17 protein-coding genes are annotated in these 16,151 nt (G+C 38.0%); all 17 read left to right on the forward strand.

Going from position 1 to position 16,151, the window contains the following annotated elements; genetic code table 11:
- Positions 1 to 15 precede the first annotated feature (15 nt).
- The 17 genes from MKY08_RS04860 (at position 16) to MKY08_RS04940 (ending at position 16,086) form a co-directional block, all read left to right on the forward strand.
- Positions 16 to 2,079, forward strand: coding sequence for a chemotaxis protein CheA (locus MKY08_RS04860; protein WP_069510113.1), 2,064 nt, complete (start codon positions 16 to 18; stop codon positions 2,077 to 2,079).
- Between the two features lie 27 nt (positions 2,080 to 2,106).
- The gene (locus MKY08_RS04865; RefSeq protein WP_024362013.1) at positions 2,107 to 2,553 is read left to right on the forward strand and encodes a chemotaxis protein CheW; all 447 of its coding nucleotides are present in this window, start codon (positions 2,107 to 2,109) and stop codon (positions 2,551 to 2,553) included.
- Between the two features lie 10 nt (positions 2,554 to 2,563).
- A complete protein-coding gene (locus MKY08_RS04870; protein ID WP_024362012.1) occupies positions 2,564 to 3,196 on the forward strand; it encodes a chemotaxis protein CheC in 633 nt (210 codons plus the stop codon).
- Positions 3,197 to 3,199: 3 nt separating this feature from the next.
- Entirely contained in the window at positions 3,200 to 3,706 is a 507-nt protein-coding gene (locus MKY08_RS04875; RefSeq protein ID WP_069510111.1) for a chemotaxis protein CheD, read from the forward strand.
- Positions 3,706 to 4,077 carry a hypothetical protein gene (locus MKY08_RS04880; RefSeq protein ID WP_069510110.1) on the forward strand — a complete coding sequence of 124 codons (372 nt, stop codon included), beginning with the start codon at positions 3,706 to 3,708 and terminating at the stop codon, positions 4,075 to 4,077. The genes MKY08_RS04875 and MKY08_RS04880 overlap by 1 nt, the downstream gene beginning before the upstream one ends.
- 362 nt (positions 4,078 to 4,439) lie before the next feature.
- Positions 4,440 to 5,210: a FliA/WhiG family RNA polymerase sigma factor gene (locus tag MKY08_RS04885; protein WP_069510108.1), complete on the forward strand. Its 771-nt coding sequence runs from the start codon at positions 4,440 to 4,442 to the stop codon at positions 5,208 to 5,210.
- Positions 5,211 to 5,241: 31 nt separating this feature from the next.
- Entirely contained in the window at positions 5,242 to 5,550 is a 309-nt protein-coding gene (locus MKY08_RS04890; protein WP_024362008.1) for a hypothetical protein, read from the forward strand.
- 9 nt (positions 5,551 to 5,559) lie between these two features.
- A complete protein-coding gene (locus tag MKY08_RS04895; protein ID WP_069510106.1) occupies positions 5,560 to 6,135 on the forward strand; it encodes a hypothetical protein in 576 nt (191 codons plus the stop codon).
- A gap of 157 nt (positions 6,136 to 6,292) precedes the next feature.
- The gene (gene rpsB / locus MKY08_RS04900; RefSeq protein ID WP_024362006.1) at positions 6,293 to 7,012 is read left to right on the forward strand and encodes a 30S ribosomal protein S2; all 720 of its coding nucleotides are present in this window, start codon (positions 6,293 to 6,295) and stop codon (positions 7,010 to 7,012) included.
- 101 nt (positions 7,013 to 7,113) lie between these two features.
- On the forward strand, positions 7,114 to 8,001 hold the full coding sequence (tsf, locus tag MKY08_RS04905) for a translation elongation factor Ts (RefSeq protein ID WP_069510104.1): 888 nt from the start codon (positions 7,114 to 7,116) through the stop codon (positions 7,999 to 8,001).
- Positions 8,002 to 8,237: 236 nt separating this feature from the next.
- A complete protein-coding gene (gene pyrH / locus MKY08_RS04910) occupies positions 8,238 to 8,966 on the forward strand; it encodes a UMP kinase (protein WP_024362004.1) in 729 nt (242 codons plus the stop codon).
- A complete protein-coding gene (frr, locus tag MKY08_RS04915) occupies positions 8,963 to 9,520 on the forward strand; it encodes a ribosome recycling factor (RefSeq protein ID WP_069510102.1) in 558 nt (185 codons plus the stop codon). The genes pyrH and frr overlap by 4 nt, the downstream gene beginning before the upstream one ends.
- Before the next feature lie 358 nt (positions 9,521 to 9,878).
- Positions 9,879 to 10,673: an isoprenyl transferase gene (locus MKY08_RS04920; RefSeq protein ID WP_069510100.1), complete on the forward strand. Its 795-nt coding sequence runs from the start codon at positions 9,879 to 9,881 to the stop codon at positions 10,671 to 10,673.
- A complete protein-coding gene (locus MKY08_RS04925; RefSeq protein ID WP_069510098.1) occupies positions 10,670 to 11,470 on the forward strand; it encodes a phosphatidate cytidylyltransferase in 801 nt (266 codons plus the stop codon). The genes MKY08_RS04920 and MKY08_RS04925 overlap by 4 nt, the downstream gene beginning before the upstream one ends.
- 245 nt (positions 11,471 to 11,715) lie before the next feature.
- Positions 11,716 to 12,861 (forward strand): 1-deoxy-D-xylulose-5-phosphate reductoisomerase, encoded by a 1,146-nt coding sequence (dxr, locus tag MKY08_RS04930; RefSeq protein ID WP_069510769.1) that lies wholly within the window; start codon positions 11,716 to 11,718, stop codon positions 12,859 to 12,861.
- Positions 12,862 to 12,907: 46 nt separating this feature from the next.
- Positions 12,908 to 14,170, forward strand: coding sequence for an RIP metalloprotease RseP (gene rseP / locus MKY08_RS04935; RefSeq protein WP_069510096.1), 1,263 nt, complete (start codon positions 12,908 to 12,910; stop codon positions 14,168 to 14,170).
- A gap of 209 nt (positions 14,171 to 14,379) precedes the next feature.
- Positions 14,380 to 16,086 (forward strand): proline--tRNA ligase, encoded by a 1,707-nt coding sequence (locus MKY08_RS04940; protein ID WP_069510094.1) that lies wholly within the window; start codon positions 14,380 to 14,382, stop codon positions 16,084 to 16,086.
- Positions 16,087 to 16,151 lie beyond the last annotated feature (65 nt).

Here is a 16,151-nt window from a genome sequence, read left to right on the forward strand (position 1 = left end):
AGGGGTGTCCTCTTAATGGAAGTCAATCAATATTTAGAGATGTTTATCGAAGAAAGTAAAGAGCATTTACAAGCTTGTAGTGAGCATTTATTAGAACTAGAAAAAAACCCAGATGATTTGGCTATCGTTGGAGAAATTTTCCGTTCGGCTCATACATTAAAAGGTATGTCAGCGACTATGGGCTTCGAAGACTTAGCAGATTTAACGCATAAAATGGAAAATGTCCTTGATGCAATTCGAAATGAAAAAATTCATGTATCACCAGAAATTTTAGATATTGTATTTGAATCTGTGGATCATTTAGAAGAAATGGTCATGGATATTGCTAATGGTGGAGACGGTAAAAGAGATGTTTCTTCCACTGTCGCACAGTTGAAGCGCATTGAATCTGGCGAGGAAGCACTTCCGGAAGTAGTAGCAACTGCAGCTACACCAGAAGTACCAAGTGTATTAGAATATGATAGCTTCGAGCAAACAGTTATAACGCAATCGGCTGAACAAGGATTTAATGCTTTTGAAATTTCAGTCAGACTGCGTGAAGATTGTCTATTAAAAGCAGCTCGCGTATTTATGGTATTCGAGATTCTTGAAAAAGATGGGGATGTTATTAAATCAACGCCATCTGTTGAGAAGCTTGAAGATGAGCAATTCGATCAACTATTTTATGTAGCGTTCGTAACGAAAGAATCTGCCGAAGATATGCAGAAGAAGTTAATGAAGGTTTCCGAAGTTGATGAAGTAAGTGTTGCAAAGATTAATCAAGAGCAATTCAGTGAAAAACAATATGAAGCAAATAAAGAAGTAGCCGCTACTGCAACCGCTACAGCAACACCGGTAGAGGTAGTAGATACACCAGTTGAAGCTTCAGCTAAGCCTACACCAGCAAAATCAACACCTGCCAAAGCAGATAAAAGTCATGCACCTGTAGGAAACAAAACGATTCGAGTAAATATTGAACGTCTCGATATTTTAATGAATCTCTTTGAGGAGCTTGTTATTGATCGTGGACGTTTACAATCCATTGCAACTGAAGTGAATCACGGGGAGTTAAACGAAACTGTTGAACGAATGAGCCGTGTTATGGGTGACCTACAAACAATTATTTTAACAATGCGTATGGTTCCTGTGGAAACAGTATTCAACCGCTTCCCTAAAATGATTCGTCAGTTATCTCGTGACCTTAATAAGAAAATAAACCTTGAGATTATTGGCGCAGAAACAGAGCTAGATCGAACAGTCATCGACGAAATTGGCGATCCACTCGTTCACTTAATCCGTAACTCTGTCGATCACGGTATTGAAAACCCTACTACACGCCGTGCAAAAGGAAAGCCAGAAGAAGGCACAGTGGTGTTACGTGCTTATCACAGTGGTAACTATGTCTTTATCGAAATTGAAGATGACGGAGCAGGCATTAATCGCGAAAAAGTGTTGGCAAAAGCGATTTCAAAAGGAGTTGTTACGCGTGAACAATCTCTTGCCATGTCAGACAATCAAATTAATGAGCTTATTTTAGCTTCTGGTTTCTCAACGGCAGATGTTATTTCAGATGTATCAGGTCGTGGTGTAGGGCTAGATGTTGTCAAAACAACGATTGAATCGTTAGGTGGTAACATTTCGATTGAATCTACACAAGATGTAGGCTCTATTTTCTCCATTCAATTGCCGTTAACACTATCTATTATTTCGGTAATGCTTGTAGAAATAGAAAAAGAAATTTATGCGATACCACTATCATCAATTATTGAAACTTCGATTATCCGTTCATCAGATATTATGAATGCGCATAACCAAAAGGTGATTGACTTCCGTGGTAAAGTGGTTCCACTTGTATTCTTAGAAGAAATCTTCGAAGTACCTCGTAAAGAGCTACAAGATGATGAATTCCATTCAGTAGTAATTGTTCGTAAAGGCGAGAAACTTGCTGGTTTAGTTGTAGATTCATTCATTGGCCAACAAGAAATTGTACTGAAATCATTAGGAAACTACTTAACGAATATCTTTGCAATTTCCGGTGCAACAATTTTAGGTAATGGTAAAGTAGCCCTAATTGTGGATTGCAATGCACTTATAAAATAAGGTCAATGAATAAGAGAGGTGTTTACTATGACAAATGCAGTTGAACAAGAAAATATTAAAGTAATTGTCTTCCAATTAGCAGATAAGGAATATGCGATTCCAGTATCACACGTCCAAGGTATCGAGAAACTTATGCATATTACACGTGTACCTAAAACGGAGAAATATGTAAAAGGTGTCATCAACTTACGAGGTGTCGTAACACCAATTATTGATTTACGCGAACGTTTTGAATTACCAATCTCTGAGCACGAAGAAACGACTCGTATTATCATTATCTCTTTAGAAGACATGGAAGTAGGCTTTGTTGTAGATTCAGCGAACGATGTGTTGGATATTCCAGCGAGCTCAATCGAACCTCAACCAGAGGTAGTAGGATCTCTTGAAGAAGAGTTTATTTCTGGCGTAGCCAAAATAGGTAAACGATTATTAATATTATTACATTTAGAGAAAGTATTAAATCCACTAAAGTAGGGATTCGATTATGACACTTAATCAAAAGATTACATCACTACATTTAGACGTATTAAAGGAAATTGGAAATATTGGAGCTGCTCATGCTGCAACAGCTCTTTCCAATTTACTTGGTAAAAAAATCGATATGCGTGTCCCAAAGGTTGAAATGGTGTCGTTTAATGACATGATGGAGCTTGCTGGTGGCTCTGAAAACGTTGTAGTTGGGATTTTTTTACGCATCGAGGGAGATGCTGAAGGAAGCATGTTTTTCATACTTCCGATTGAACAAGCAAATCGCTTTATCCGTCGTCTAATACAGGATGAATCATTCGACTTTAAAAACCCGCCTGTTTCGGAGTTAGGTTTATCCGCCATGCAGGAAATGGGGAATATTTTATCTGGTTCATATTTATCCGCGTTATCAGATTTTACAAATTTAAAAATTTATCCAACTGTGCCTGGTCTAAGTGTAGATATGTTTGGTGCTATTATTAGTATTGGCTTAATTGAATTATCGCACGTGAGTGATAATGTCATCGTAATTAATACATCCATTTTTGAAGACGGTGTGGAGGATCATGAAACAGTGAGGGGACATTTCTTCTTACTGCCTGATCCAGATTCTTTTGATGCTATTTTTAAAGCATTGGGAGTTTCATAGCCTATGCTTAACAACAATAATAATGGACAAGTTATAAAAGTTGGAATTGCTCAAATGGATGTAGCGAAATTTCCGAATACGATTAGAACTTCAGGACTTGGTTCTTGTGTAGGTGTTATTTTATACGATGAGTCAAAGAAAATAGCTGGTTTAATACATGTCATGCTACCAGATTCAAGTTTAGGTAGAGCAGAGTCAATAAATGTAGCGAAATTTGCAGATACGGGCATTTCAGCTATGATTGATTTATTAAAGCTAGAGGGTGTTCAAAAATTTAAACTGAAGGCAAAAATTGCGGGGGGTGCGCAAATGTTTCAATTTACGTCAGACAAAGATTCCATGCGCATCGGCCCTCGTAATGTGGAGGCTGTAAAGTTTGAATTAAAACGTCATGGAATTCCTTTAGTAGCCGAAAATACGGGCGGTAATAGCGGTCGAACAATTGAATTTAATCCTGCTACGTCGATATTACATATTCGAACGGTTAACCAAGGAGTGAGTGAAATATAATGTTTGGTTCTATTTTTTATAACCTGTGGGGGGCATTGATTGCCTTTTCCCTTTATTTCTTTATGACACTGCAACAGCCCTATCCACCATTACGTATTATCATCGGTTCATTTGTAACAGCAATCATCGTATTTTTTGTTATGTATATTGTAAGGTTTTTAATTGCGTATGTGTTATTTACACCAACTGCCGACCTGTCACAAGATGACAGTGGACTAGAAGAAAACAGTGATTCTGTTGTCGATGAGACAGGGAAAGAAACTGCTACGACTAATTCAACGGTTGAGTTTCAAGATGAAAGCACAGAAGATATTGCACAAGCCGTTCGAACGATGATGCATCGTGAAGATGAACAACAAGTAAATGCATAAGCCAGAACACTTTAAACTGCCTCTAATGTTAGCTGTCGACTAATTATTGGAGGCAGTTTTCTTCTGCCTAAAATAGAACAGCTATTAATAATAGAATAGTGTTAGAGAATCATATGAAATTATAGTCGAATGTTGTTATAATAAAAGGAAAGAATGGCATAGGTTTGTATCTAAATCTGTCAGTCATTGTAAGCACAATACTCAAAATGTGATAAGTGAGTCTTTTTTTTGATAGACATGTGTATGTTTTTAGTTTTTCAAGCGTACAGAGTTAACAAAGCGACAGAACTATTCCTTGGAGCATTTGAGAGGAAAGCGCAAAAAGTCCGTGCAAACAGGCGCAAAGTAGAGAGGTGGATTTTATGACACAACCAATTCTAAACGATGAACAAAAGCTGTGGAATCGATGGGTGAATGAACGTGATCCTGATGCGGGTGATTTATTAATAAAAAAATATACTTCTCTTGTGACGTACCATGTGCAGCGAATTGGTGCAGGTTTACCTAAGAGTGTATCGCGTGACGATTTAACAAGCTTAGGCATGCTAGGTCTATTTGATGCTTTAAATAAATTTGATATAAATCGAGACTTAAAGTTTGATACATATGCTTCTTTTAGGGTGAGAGGCGCTATAATTGATGGCTTACGTAAAGAGGATTGGCTACCTCGTTCTGCACGAGAAAAGGCCAAAAAGATGGATGCCAAAATTGAACAATTAGAACAACAGTTAATGCGCCATGCGACGCCTGAGGAGCTTGCACAGCATATGGAGTTACCTGTGGAAGAGGTTTACCAAACGGTGCAGGAGCATTTCTTCTCAAATGTACTCTCCATCAATGAGCAACAAGATCAGGAAGAAGCAGAAGGGAAGTCATTTGTAATCCGTGATGATACGACAAAGACTCCAGAGCAAGTCGTAATAAAATCGGAGTTACTCGATGATTTAGCGGTAAATATACAAAAGCTTAATGATAAAGAGCAGCTCGTACTGAGTTTATTTTATACAGAAGAGTTGACACTAACTGAAATAGGTGAAATGCTCGAATTATCAACATCACGTATTTCTCAAATTCACTCAAAAGCATTATTTAAGTTGCGAAAGCTATTGTCGAATGAAATGATTAATGTCTAGTATCTAACGGATTGTTGAGGGAGGAATTTTAATGAGTTTAAAAGGTGTCGAATTACAAATAGCTATTCCAAAAACGTTTGAAGCGGGTAAAATGGCAGATCAGGCACAACAACAAACTTTAGCTCAACAAGTACATGCAAATGAAGCGTTAAAAAAGGAATTAGAGCGCAAGCAAAAAGCTGTAAATACTTCAGAAGGTATGACGGAGATTAGCGAAGAGGAAGAAGCGGGTGGCGAGTATATAAAAGGAACGCGTAAAAAGAAAAAGAACCATAACGAAAAACCAGAAAAACAGGCGCAGCATCCGTTCAAAGGTAATTTCGTGGACTTTAGTGGATAGGAGTTTACTATGACAACCATATTAATTGCTGTTCTCTTTGTTTTGCAGCTACTATCATTTTATTTCATTATTATATTAAATACGAAATTAGCAAAATTCAAAGATTTAGAAGTAAAACAGGAACGCTTAATGCGAGAAATGGATGATACGATTAGCCTCTATTTAGCTGAAATGAAGGATGAAAATAATCGTCTAATTCAAGCTTTGCAAGTGGTACCAAAATCTACTATGACAGCTGATACTGGGCAACAGGCACAACCAATAGCTGTGCCTAAAAGTCAAGGACAGCCTTTGTCACAAACCGATAGTGAGAAGAAGGCAGTGACAGTTAATAGTGAGCCACGTATTTTAATGCCGAAAAATATCGTAGCGAATGCATATTCTCGTCAACAACAGGGAGGAACGACGGCTGTGCAAACGGCTGCGCCAAAGGTTGATAGTCTACAAAAAGAAGAATCAAAGCCGTTAACGATGGAACAACAAATTGTTCAAATGGCTGAGCAGGGAAAAACGGCTGAAGAAATTGCGAAAAAGCTGCAAAAAGGAAAGACAGAAATCGAGCTTTTATTGAAGTTTCATAGCTAAAACAGTTGCGAATGCCATAAAGCTGTGATATAGTAGCAAATGGTGTTATTACTACACACGCATTTTGATGCAGTAAGTGGTGCTCTAAGATTAGGGTAGCTTGTTGCAGGCGATAAATGCGGAGGAAAAAAACCAAACATTCTAGGAGGAAATTCACATGTCAGTAATTTCTATGAAACAATTACTTGAAGCTGGTGTACATTTCGGTCACCAAACTCGTCGTTGGAACCCAAAAATGAAGAAATTTATCTTCGTTGAGCGTAACGGGATCTACATCATCGACTTACAAAAAACTGTTAAAAAATTAGAGGAAGCTTATGACTTCATGCGTCAAGTTGGTCAAGACGGTGGTAAAGTTCTTTTCGTTGGTACGAAAAAACAAGCACAAGAAGCGATCAAAGACGAAGCTGAACGTTCAGGCAACTACTATATCAACCAACGTTGGTTAGGTGGTACTCTTACTAACTTCGGTACAATCCAAAAACGTGTTGCACGTATGAAAGCTATCGAAAAAATGGAAGAAGAAGGAACTTTCGAAGTTCTACCTAAAAAAGAAGTAATCCAACTTAAAAAAGAACACGAACGTCTAGTTAAATTCTTAGGCGGTATCCGTGATATGCACGATCTTCCAGACGTTATGTTCGTGGTTGACCCACGCAAAGAACGTATCGCTGTTGCTGAAGCTCGTAAATTAAACATCCCTCTAGTAGGTATTGTTGATACTAACTGTGATCCAGATGAAATCGACTATGTTATCCCTGCTAATGACGATGCTATTCGCGCTGTTAAACTTTTAACTGCTAAAATGGCTGACGCTTTAATCGAGTCAAAACAAGGTGAAGAAGAAGCTCCAGCTACTGAAGCTGCTGCTGAGTAATTCACGTTTACAAAAAGGTGATAAGTGGCTCAGAACCCTTATCACCTTTTTTAGAACCTACCACTATAAATAGTTTAACCAATTTGAGGAGGCAACACTAAATGGCAAACATTACTGCACAATTAGTAAAAGAATTACGTGAAAAAACTGGCGCTGGTATGATGGATTGTAAAAAAGCGTTAGTACAAACTGATGGTGATTTAGAAGCTGCAATCGATTTCCTACGTGAAAAAGGTCTTTCTTCAGCTGCTAAAAAAGCTGACCGTATCGCTGCAGAAGGTACAACTTATATTTTAGAAAAAGGTAACGAAGCAATTATTCTTGAAGTAAACGCTGAAACTGACTTCGTTGCGAAAAACGATAAATTCCAAGTATTAGTTTCTTCTTTAGCTGAGCAATTACTTGCTGCTAAACCAGCATCAGTAGAAGCTGCAGTAGAGCTTGAAAATGCAGAAGGCGTAAAAATCGCTGACCAAATTTCAACAGCTGTAGCAACTATCGGTGAAAAAATTACACTTCGTCGTTTTGAAGTAAAAACAAAAACGGATGCAGATGCTTTCGGTTCTTACCTACACATGGGTGGCCGTATTGGTGTATTAGTATCTTTAGAAGGTTCTACAGATGCTTCTGCTGCTAAAGATATCGCTATGCATATCGCAGCAATTAACCCAACTTACGTTTCTCGTGAAGAAGTTTCTGCTGAAGAAGTTGATCGTGAGCGTAAAGTGTTAACTGAACAAGCACTTAACGAAGGTAAACCAGAAAACATCGTTGCAAAAATGGTTGAAGGTCGTCTTGGTAAATACTTCGAAGACGTATGCTTACTTGACCAATCATTCGTTAAAAATTCAGATCAAAAAGTTCGCGACTTCGTTGCTTCAACTGGCGGTAATGTAACTGGTTTTGTACGCTACGCTGTTGGTGAAGGTATTGAAAAACGCGAAGATAACTTTGCTGAAGAAGTAATGAACCAAGTTAAAGGTAACTAATTTGTAGACTAGTTCAGTTGATGGATTGGCTTGCATTTGATCCTAATCAAATAATAACTAGATTTTCTAGACAAAAATGGGGAACACAACATAACGTGTTCCCTATTTTTCCGAGATGAGCTAAAAAAGGATAGAATTTTCTATTACCATTATTCACAACTAGCAATTATTGTTAGATATACTATAATGGTAAAGGAAAAGAAAAGTTTTAAATAAATGTCTGACGGAGGTTTACAATGAGTGTGCCACAATATAAACGAGTAGTTATTAAACTAAGTGGTGAAGCGTTAGCAGGAGAGGCTGGCTTCGGTTTATCACCAAAAATTATCAAGTCTGTTGCTGAAGAAGTGAAAGAAGTAGTAGATCTTGATGTAGAAGTTGCTGTAGTTGTAGGTGGCGGTAATATATGGCGTGGGAAAATCGGTAGTGAAATGGGCATGGATCGTGCAGCCGCTGACTATATGGGTATGCTAGCAACGGTTATGAATTCATTAGCTTTACAAGATGCTCTTGAAAAATTAGGTATCGAAACACGCGTGCAATCTTCTATTGTGATGACACAAGTAGCAGAGCCATATATTCGTCGTAAAGCAGTTCGTCATTTAGAGAAAAAACGTGTAGTTATTTTTGCTGCAGGTACAGGTAACCCGTTCTTCTCTACAGATACAACAGCTGCATTACGTGCAGCGGAAATTGACGCCGATGCGATTTTAATGGCGAAAAATAATGTAGATGGTGTCTATTCTGCAGATCCAAAGGTCGATACTACTGCTATCAAATATGATACACTCACATACTTAGACGTTATTCAGCAAGGGTTACAAGTAATGGATTCAACTGCTTCAACTTTATGTATGGATAACGATATTCCGTTAATTGTTTTCTCAATTACGGAACAAGGTAATATTAAACGTGCTGTACTGGGCGAGAAAATTGGAACTGTTGTTAGGAGGAATGCACAATGACTAAACAAGTATTAGACCAAGCGAAAGAAAAAATGAACAAATCAATTGCTGCTTTTTCACGTGAATTAGCATCAATCCGAGCAGGCCGTGCAAACGCATCTCTACTAGACCGTATTTCTGTAGAGTACTATGGTGCGCCAACACCAATCAATCAACTTGCAGGTGTTTCAGTACCAGAAGCTCGTTTACTCGTGATTACACCTTATGATAAAACCATTTTAGGTGAAATTGAAAAAGCGATTATGAAGTCAGATATCGGTATTACACCGACAAATGATGGTTCTGTTATTCGTTTAATGATTCCTGCGTTAACAGAAGAACGTCGTAAAGACCTTGTAAAACAAGTGAAAAAAGAAGCTGAAGATGCAAAAATCGCAGTACGTAATGTTCGTCGTGATGCTAATGATGATCTTAAAAAGCTTGAAAAAGCAGGCGAAATCACAGAAGACGATTTACGTGGATACGGTGACGATATTCAAAAATTAACAGATGAGTTCATCGTGAAAGTAGACCAAGTAGCGAAAGAAAAAGAAAAAGAAATTCTAGAAGTGTAAGCAGGCGCTTTGCATTTCTATGATGGAACTTTTTGATGAGATGAAGGCGTCCTATACATAACAGGACGTCTTTTCTCTTTTATTGTAAAAGTATTCATTTCTTATCGGTGTTACAATTTTCACCTGCTATTTACAGCCGTAATGGTTAACTCGTTTACACGTAGTATATGATTTACATTGTTCTGGCTTACTAGCAGTTGCGGAATGTAGCAAGACAAGATTTTTCTTTGAGATGTGTGTTGTTCTAAAATAAGCTAGTTCATACATAGTCAATTAGAGGGAAAAAAAAGACAAAAGGCACTTTTGTTTGTTATGATAGGTTAGTATACGTCCGATTAGTTGTAGTGGGGGAGTTAGCATGTTTAAGAAGCTATTAGGTAAACAAGTAAATATGGATACACTATCATTGGAGGAACGTGTTGCCCTTGCGAAAAGCGAGCCGATTCCTGCCCATGTAGCGATTATTATGGACGGAAATGGACGTTGGGCTAAAAAACGTGCCATGCCACGTGTTGCTGGGCACCATGAAGGTATGAAGACGGTACGGAAGGTAACTAGATTTGCATCTGATCTTGGCATAAAAGTATTAACAGTGTATGCGTTCTCTACAGAAAATTGGAAACGGCCAAAGCCTGAAGTCGATTTTCTGATGCGTCTACCTGTAGAATTTTTAGGATCTTTTTTACCGGAAATGATGGAGCGTAATGTGCGAGTTGAAATGATTGGAGATCCGACACTCTTGCCAGCACATACACAAAAAGCATTGTATGAGGCAATGGAAGAGACGAAGCATAATACAGGGTTAATTTTAAACTTTGCTTTAAATTACGGTAGTCGTTCAGAAATGGTAAGTGCCATGAAAACGATGCTTCAAAAAGTACAGGACGGTCAATTAACTATACAAGACATAAATGAGGAATGTATGACAGCTCATTTAATGACAGCTCATCTACCAGAGCCAGACTTACTCATTCGTACAAGTGGTGAAGTGCGATTAAGTAACTTTATGTTATGGCAGCTCGCCTATACAGAATTTTGGTTTACAGATACATTGTGGCCAGATTTTAGCGAGGAAAACTTTCTGGAAGCGGTGGAAAACTATCAAAAACGTAATCGCCGTTACGGTGGGTTGAAGGGAGAAGAAACATCTTGAAACAACGAATCATCACAGCAATCATTGCCGCGGCACTGTTTATTCCATTTGTTATTTATGGAAAAGTGCCCTTTACACTACTTGTACTAGCAATGGCTGTTGTAGGCTTTTATGAAATACTGAAGATGAAAGGTATTTCGATTTTTTCAGTACCTGGTATTATCGGTTTGCTAACGCTTATTATGCTTGTCATACCAAAAGATTGGGCAAATGAGGTAGTACATGCAATAGGCTATTCTTCGGTTCTAATGGTTATTTACGGACTGGTCATGCTGTTACTTATCTATGTAGTCCTAGTAAAAAATAAAATTACATTTGATGAAGTTGGCTTTATTTTGCTTGGGGCGTTTTATGTAGGATTAGGTTTCCATTATTTAATCGAAACGCGAAACTATGGTCTTGAGTTTGTTGTGTATTGTTTACTTGTTGTTTGGACAACAGATTCAGGAGCCTATTTTGTAGGTAGAAAACTAGGTAAAAATAAGCTTTGGCCTGAAATATCGCCGAAAAAAACGATTGAAGGCTTTGTTGGTGGGATTGTTATAGCGGTTATTTTTGCTATAGCTATGCAAGCGATTTATCCATTTGCTAACGGTTATGTTTCACTTATTGTTATCACGATTTTTGCTTCGATAATTGGTCAGATGGGCGATTTAGTGGAATCAGCTATCAAGCGCCATTTTGACGTAAAAGATTCAGGCAATATTTTACCAGGACATGGCGGGATTCTAGACCGCTTTGATAGTTTATTATTTGTCGTGCCACTATTGCATTTTTTACATTTATTTGGTAGCTAAGTATAGCAAGACCTTGTTAGTAAGCGCCGGTTGCCAATAGTTTTAGGAAAAGATATTTTAATGGGCGCAAGGCGGACGATTTCACTTTGGAAAGCGAGCCGTAATTAGCTCGACTTAATACAAAAGACGTCCGCCAGTTGCTTGTCGAGCAAGCACGAAATAAAATCTGGACGCAATGATGAATGATGGATGAAAATGCGAATTATGAAATTGATCGCTTAGATAGAAAAAGGGGACGTTTTGTCGTGAAAAAAATTAGTTTATTGGGTGCAACTGGTTCTATCGGTTGGCAAACCTATGATATTTTAAAAGAACAACGTGATGCATTTCATCTTGTAGCGTTTTCTTCAGGAAAAAACATAGAAAAAACACGTGAAATGATAGAGACTTTAAAGCCTGAACTGGTATCGGTTCAGCTTGAGGAAGATGCACTTATTCTCGCAAAAGACTACCCGCAAGTACACTTTACATTTGGTGAAAAAGGGCTTGTAGAGGTTGCTACACATCCTGATTCGACGGTGCTCGTGAATGCAGTGCTTGGTAGCGTTGGACTTGAATCGACACTAGCTGCTATTCGCATGGGCAAAACGATTGCGATTGCCAATAAAGAAACGCTTGTCACAGCAGGTCATTTAGTTATGGCAGAGGCAAAGAAATACAATGCTACAATTTTACCAGTGGATAGTGAGCATTCGGCTATTTTCCAATCGATGAATGGCGAAAATCCGAAAAATATTGAGCGTTTAATCATTACTGCTTCTGGAGGAAGTTTCCGCGACAAAACACGTGAGGAGTTAAAACATGTCACGGTTGCAGATGCACTTAATCATCCGAACTGGTCAATGGGTGCAAAAATTACGATAGATTCAGCTACTATGATGAATAAAGGGCTTGAAGTAATCGAAGCACATGTTTTATTTGATATGCCTTATGATAAAATTGATGTACTTTTACACAGAGAAAGTATTATTCACTCTCTAGTTGAGTATCATGATACTAGCGTAATTGCTCAGCTTGGTACGCCGGACATGCGTGTACCAATTCAGTATGCTTTAAGCTATCCAGACCGTATGCCGCTTCAAAATGGTCAACGCCTTAATTTAGCGCAAATTGGTCAACTGCATTTTAAAGAAATGGATTTTGAACGGTACCCAGCGTTGCGATTAGCATTTGAAGCAGGGCGTACAGGAGGAACCATTTTAACGGCAATGAATGCTGCGAATGAAGCGGCAGTAGCAGCATTTTTACAAGGGAAAATAATGTTCCTTGAAATTGATGAAACAATTGAACGTGTCATGCAGGCACACAAAAATGTATTCGTGCCAGATTTGCAAACAATTTTACATGTGGACAGAGAAACAAGAAAAATAGTGTTAGACATGGTAAAATAACGACAGGAAGCTTTCGTTAACTATTCGCTTTTAAAGGTGGGGTATTATGCAAACAGCCATTGCATTTATTTTAATATTTGGCTTGCTCGTGTTCTTCCATGAACTTGGTCACTTCCTATTTGCAAAGCGTGCAGGAATTATGGTGCGTGAATTTGCAATCGGTATGGGTCCGAAAATTTATGGCAAGACGCATGGGGAAACAATTTATACAGTCCGTTTATTGCCAATCGGTGGATATGTCCGCATGGCAGGCGAAGATATGGATGGTATTGAATTACAGCCTGGCTACCGTGTAGGGCTTATTGTCGATGAAGATAATATCGCCAAAAAAATTATCTTCAATCAAAATAATAGACAATTACCAGATTTATTATTTTTAGAGGTGGAACGTGCTGATTTAGAACGAGAATTATTTATTGAAGGCTATGATGAGGAAGAAAAATTAGTCCGTTACAGTGTTGCAAGAGATTGTGTTGTTGTAGAAAATGGCAGAGAAACAGTGATCGCGCCATATGATCGTCAATTTAACGCAAAAACAGTTGGGCAACGTGCGATGACCATTTTTGCTGGACCATTATTTAACTTTATATTAGCCTTTTTCATCTATATGCTTATTGGTTTACTAAACGGTGTACCGACATATGAGCCGATTATTACAGAAGTAGTAGCAAATGATCCAGCAGCACAAGCTGGAATGCTTGCAGGGGATAAGGTGACTTCGATTGATGGACAAGCAGTTGAAAAGTGGCAAGATTTAGCTGCCATTGTACAGAATCGCCCTAACCAAGAGATTAATGTAACGGTTGAGCGTGGTGGACAAATCGAAAACCTCAATATGACAGTGAAAGCAGTGGAGCAGAACGGCGAAAAGCTTGGACAAATTGGTGTAAAGTATGAAAGTCCGCGTGTTTATAACCCATTAAAAGCAGTAGTATACGGAGCTCAAGAAACGTATAATATGACGGTTAAAATCTTTGAATTACTAGGTATGCTTATTACAGGACAATTTACTATTGATGCATTATCAGGACCTGTAGGGATTTATAAAACAACTGAAGAAGTTGCGACATTTGGTATTTTTGCCTTAATCAATTTTGCTGCCATGCTAAGTATCAACCTTGGTATTATGAACTTATTACCTCTTCCAGCATTAGATGGAGGCCGATTATTATTCTTTGGCTTTGAGGCTTTAAGAGGCAAACCAATTGATCGTCAAAAAGAAGGTATGGTGCACTTTGTAGGTATCGTCTTGCTGATGATATTAATGGTAGTGGTGACGTGGAACGATATCCAACGTTTCTTCTTCTAGCAAGTACGTAATGACAATCGACTTTTGCGTTTCCAATATTTAGATAATGCGTAACTATTAGAACGTAAAATAGAAATATGGTTATGCTAAAGTAAAAATAAAATGGAAAATAGCTTTGAGCGCAATTATTTTGAAACATTGCGTTCAAAGCTAAATTTGTTTATGCTAATTAGAGTATAAATTTATTTATTAAAAAGGTGGAACACTGAATGAAGCAAAGTAAAACATTTATCCCAACGTTACGTGAAGTACCTGCTGATGCAGATGTAAAATCACATAAGCAATTATTACGTGCAGGGTTTATTCGTCAAAATACAAGTGGGGTATATTCGTATTTACCGCTTGCAAAACGTGTGTTAACAAAAATCGAAAATATTATTCGCGAAGAGATGGAAGCCATCAATTCTATCGAATTATTAATGCCTGCATTGCAATCTGCTGAACTATGGCAAGAATCCGGCCGTTGGGAAAAATACGGTCCAGAACTAATGCGATTAAAAGATCGTCATGATCGTGACTTTGCCTTAGGACCAACACATGAAGAGGTCATTACGACTTTAGTTCGTGATGAAATTAAATCATATAAAAAACTACCATTAACACTCTATCAAATTCAAACAAAATTCCGCGATGAAAAACGCCCTCGTTTTGGCTTATTACGAGGAAGAGAGTTTATTATGAAAGATGCTTATTCTTTCCATGCTTCACGGGAAAGCTTAGATGAAACATATGAGGATATGTACCGTGCATATTCTAATATTTTCTCGCGTCTTGGTTTAAACTATCGTGCAGTTATTGCCGATGCTGGTTCAATTGGTGGTAAAGGTACACATGAATTTATGGTGCTTTCTGAAATTGGGGAAGATACAATTGCTTACTCTGATACATCGGACTATGCGGCAAACATTGAGATGGCAGAGGTCACTGTAGAATATCAACCAGCCAATGAAGCGTTAAAAGATCTTGAGAAAGTAGCAACACCAGATCAAAAAACAATTGAAGAAGTATCTGTATTTTTACAAGTAGCACCTTCAAATGTTATTAAATCATTAGTATTTAATGTTGATGGTGAATTAGTGGTAGTGCTTGCTCGTGGCGATCACGAAATTAACGATATTAAACTAAAAAATGCGCTAGATGCTGGTTCTGTAGAACTTGCTGACGAAGCAGCTATTCGTCAATTGCTAGGCTGTGGCGTAGGTTCAATCGGCCCTGTGAAATTACCTGTAGACGTCAAAGTAGTTGCAGATCATGCAATTAAATCAATTCGTAACGGGGTAGCGGGTGCCAATGACGACGGCTTCCACTTAGTAAATGTTAACCCAGAGCGAGATTTTGCTGTCAATGAATACTTAGATATTCGCTTTATTCAAGAAGGAGACCCATCTCCTGATGGACAAGGCATCATTAAATTTGCAGAAGGTATCGAGGTTGGTCATATTTTCAAATTAGGTACTACCTATTCTGAAAAAATGAATGGAACATTTTTAGATGAGCAAGGAAAGGCTCAGCCGTTTATTATGGGTTGCTATGGTATTGGAGTGTCACGTATTTTAGCTGCCGTAGCTGAACATTTCCAAGATGAAAATGGTTTTACTTGGCCAATACAACTCGCTCCGTATGACATTCATGTTGTCCCTGTTAATACGAAAGATGAAACACAAGTTTCATTAGCAAATGAGTTATATGGCTTATTAAAATCATATCGCTATGATGTACTATTAGATGATCGTGCTGAACGTGCAGGTGTGAAGTTTGCAGATGCAGATTTAATAGGTTTACCAGTTCGTGTAACAGTCGGTAAAAAGGCAACAGAAGGTGTTGTCGAAGTGAAATTCCGTCAAACAGGCGAAACATTTGAATGGAAAAAAGAAGAAGTCATTGATCGTTTAAATGAATTTTTCCGCAAAAATTAATATCCTTTGGTAACATAATAGCCAAAAGATATAGATGTTCTTACTAGTAACATCTTTTGGAAGAT

This window comes from Lysinibacillus sp. FSL M8-0337 (assembly GCF_038593855.1).
GTDB classification, from domain to species: Bacteria; Bacillota; Bacilli; order Bacillales_A; family Planococcaceae; genus Lysinibacillus; species Lysinibacillus sphaericus_D.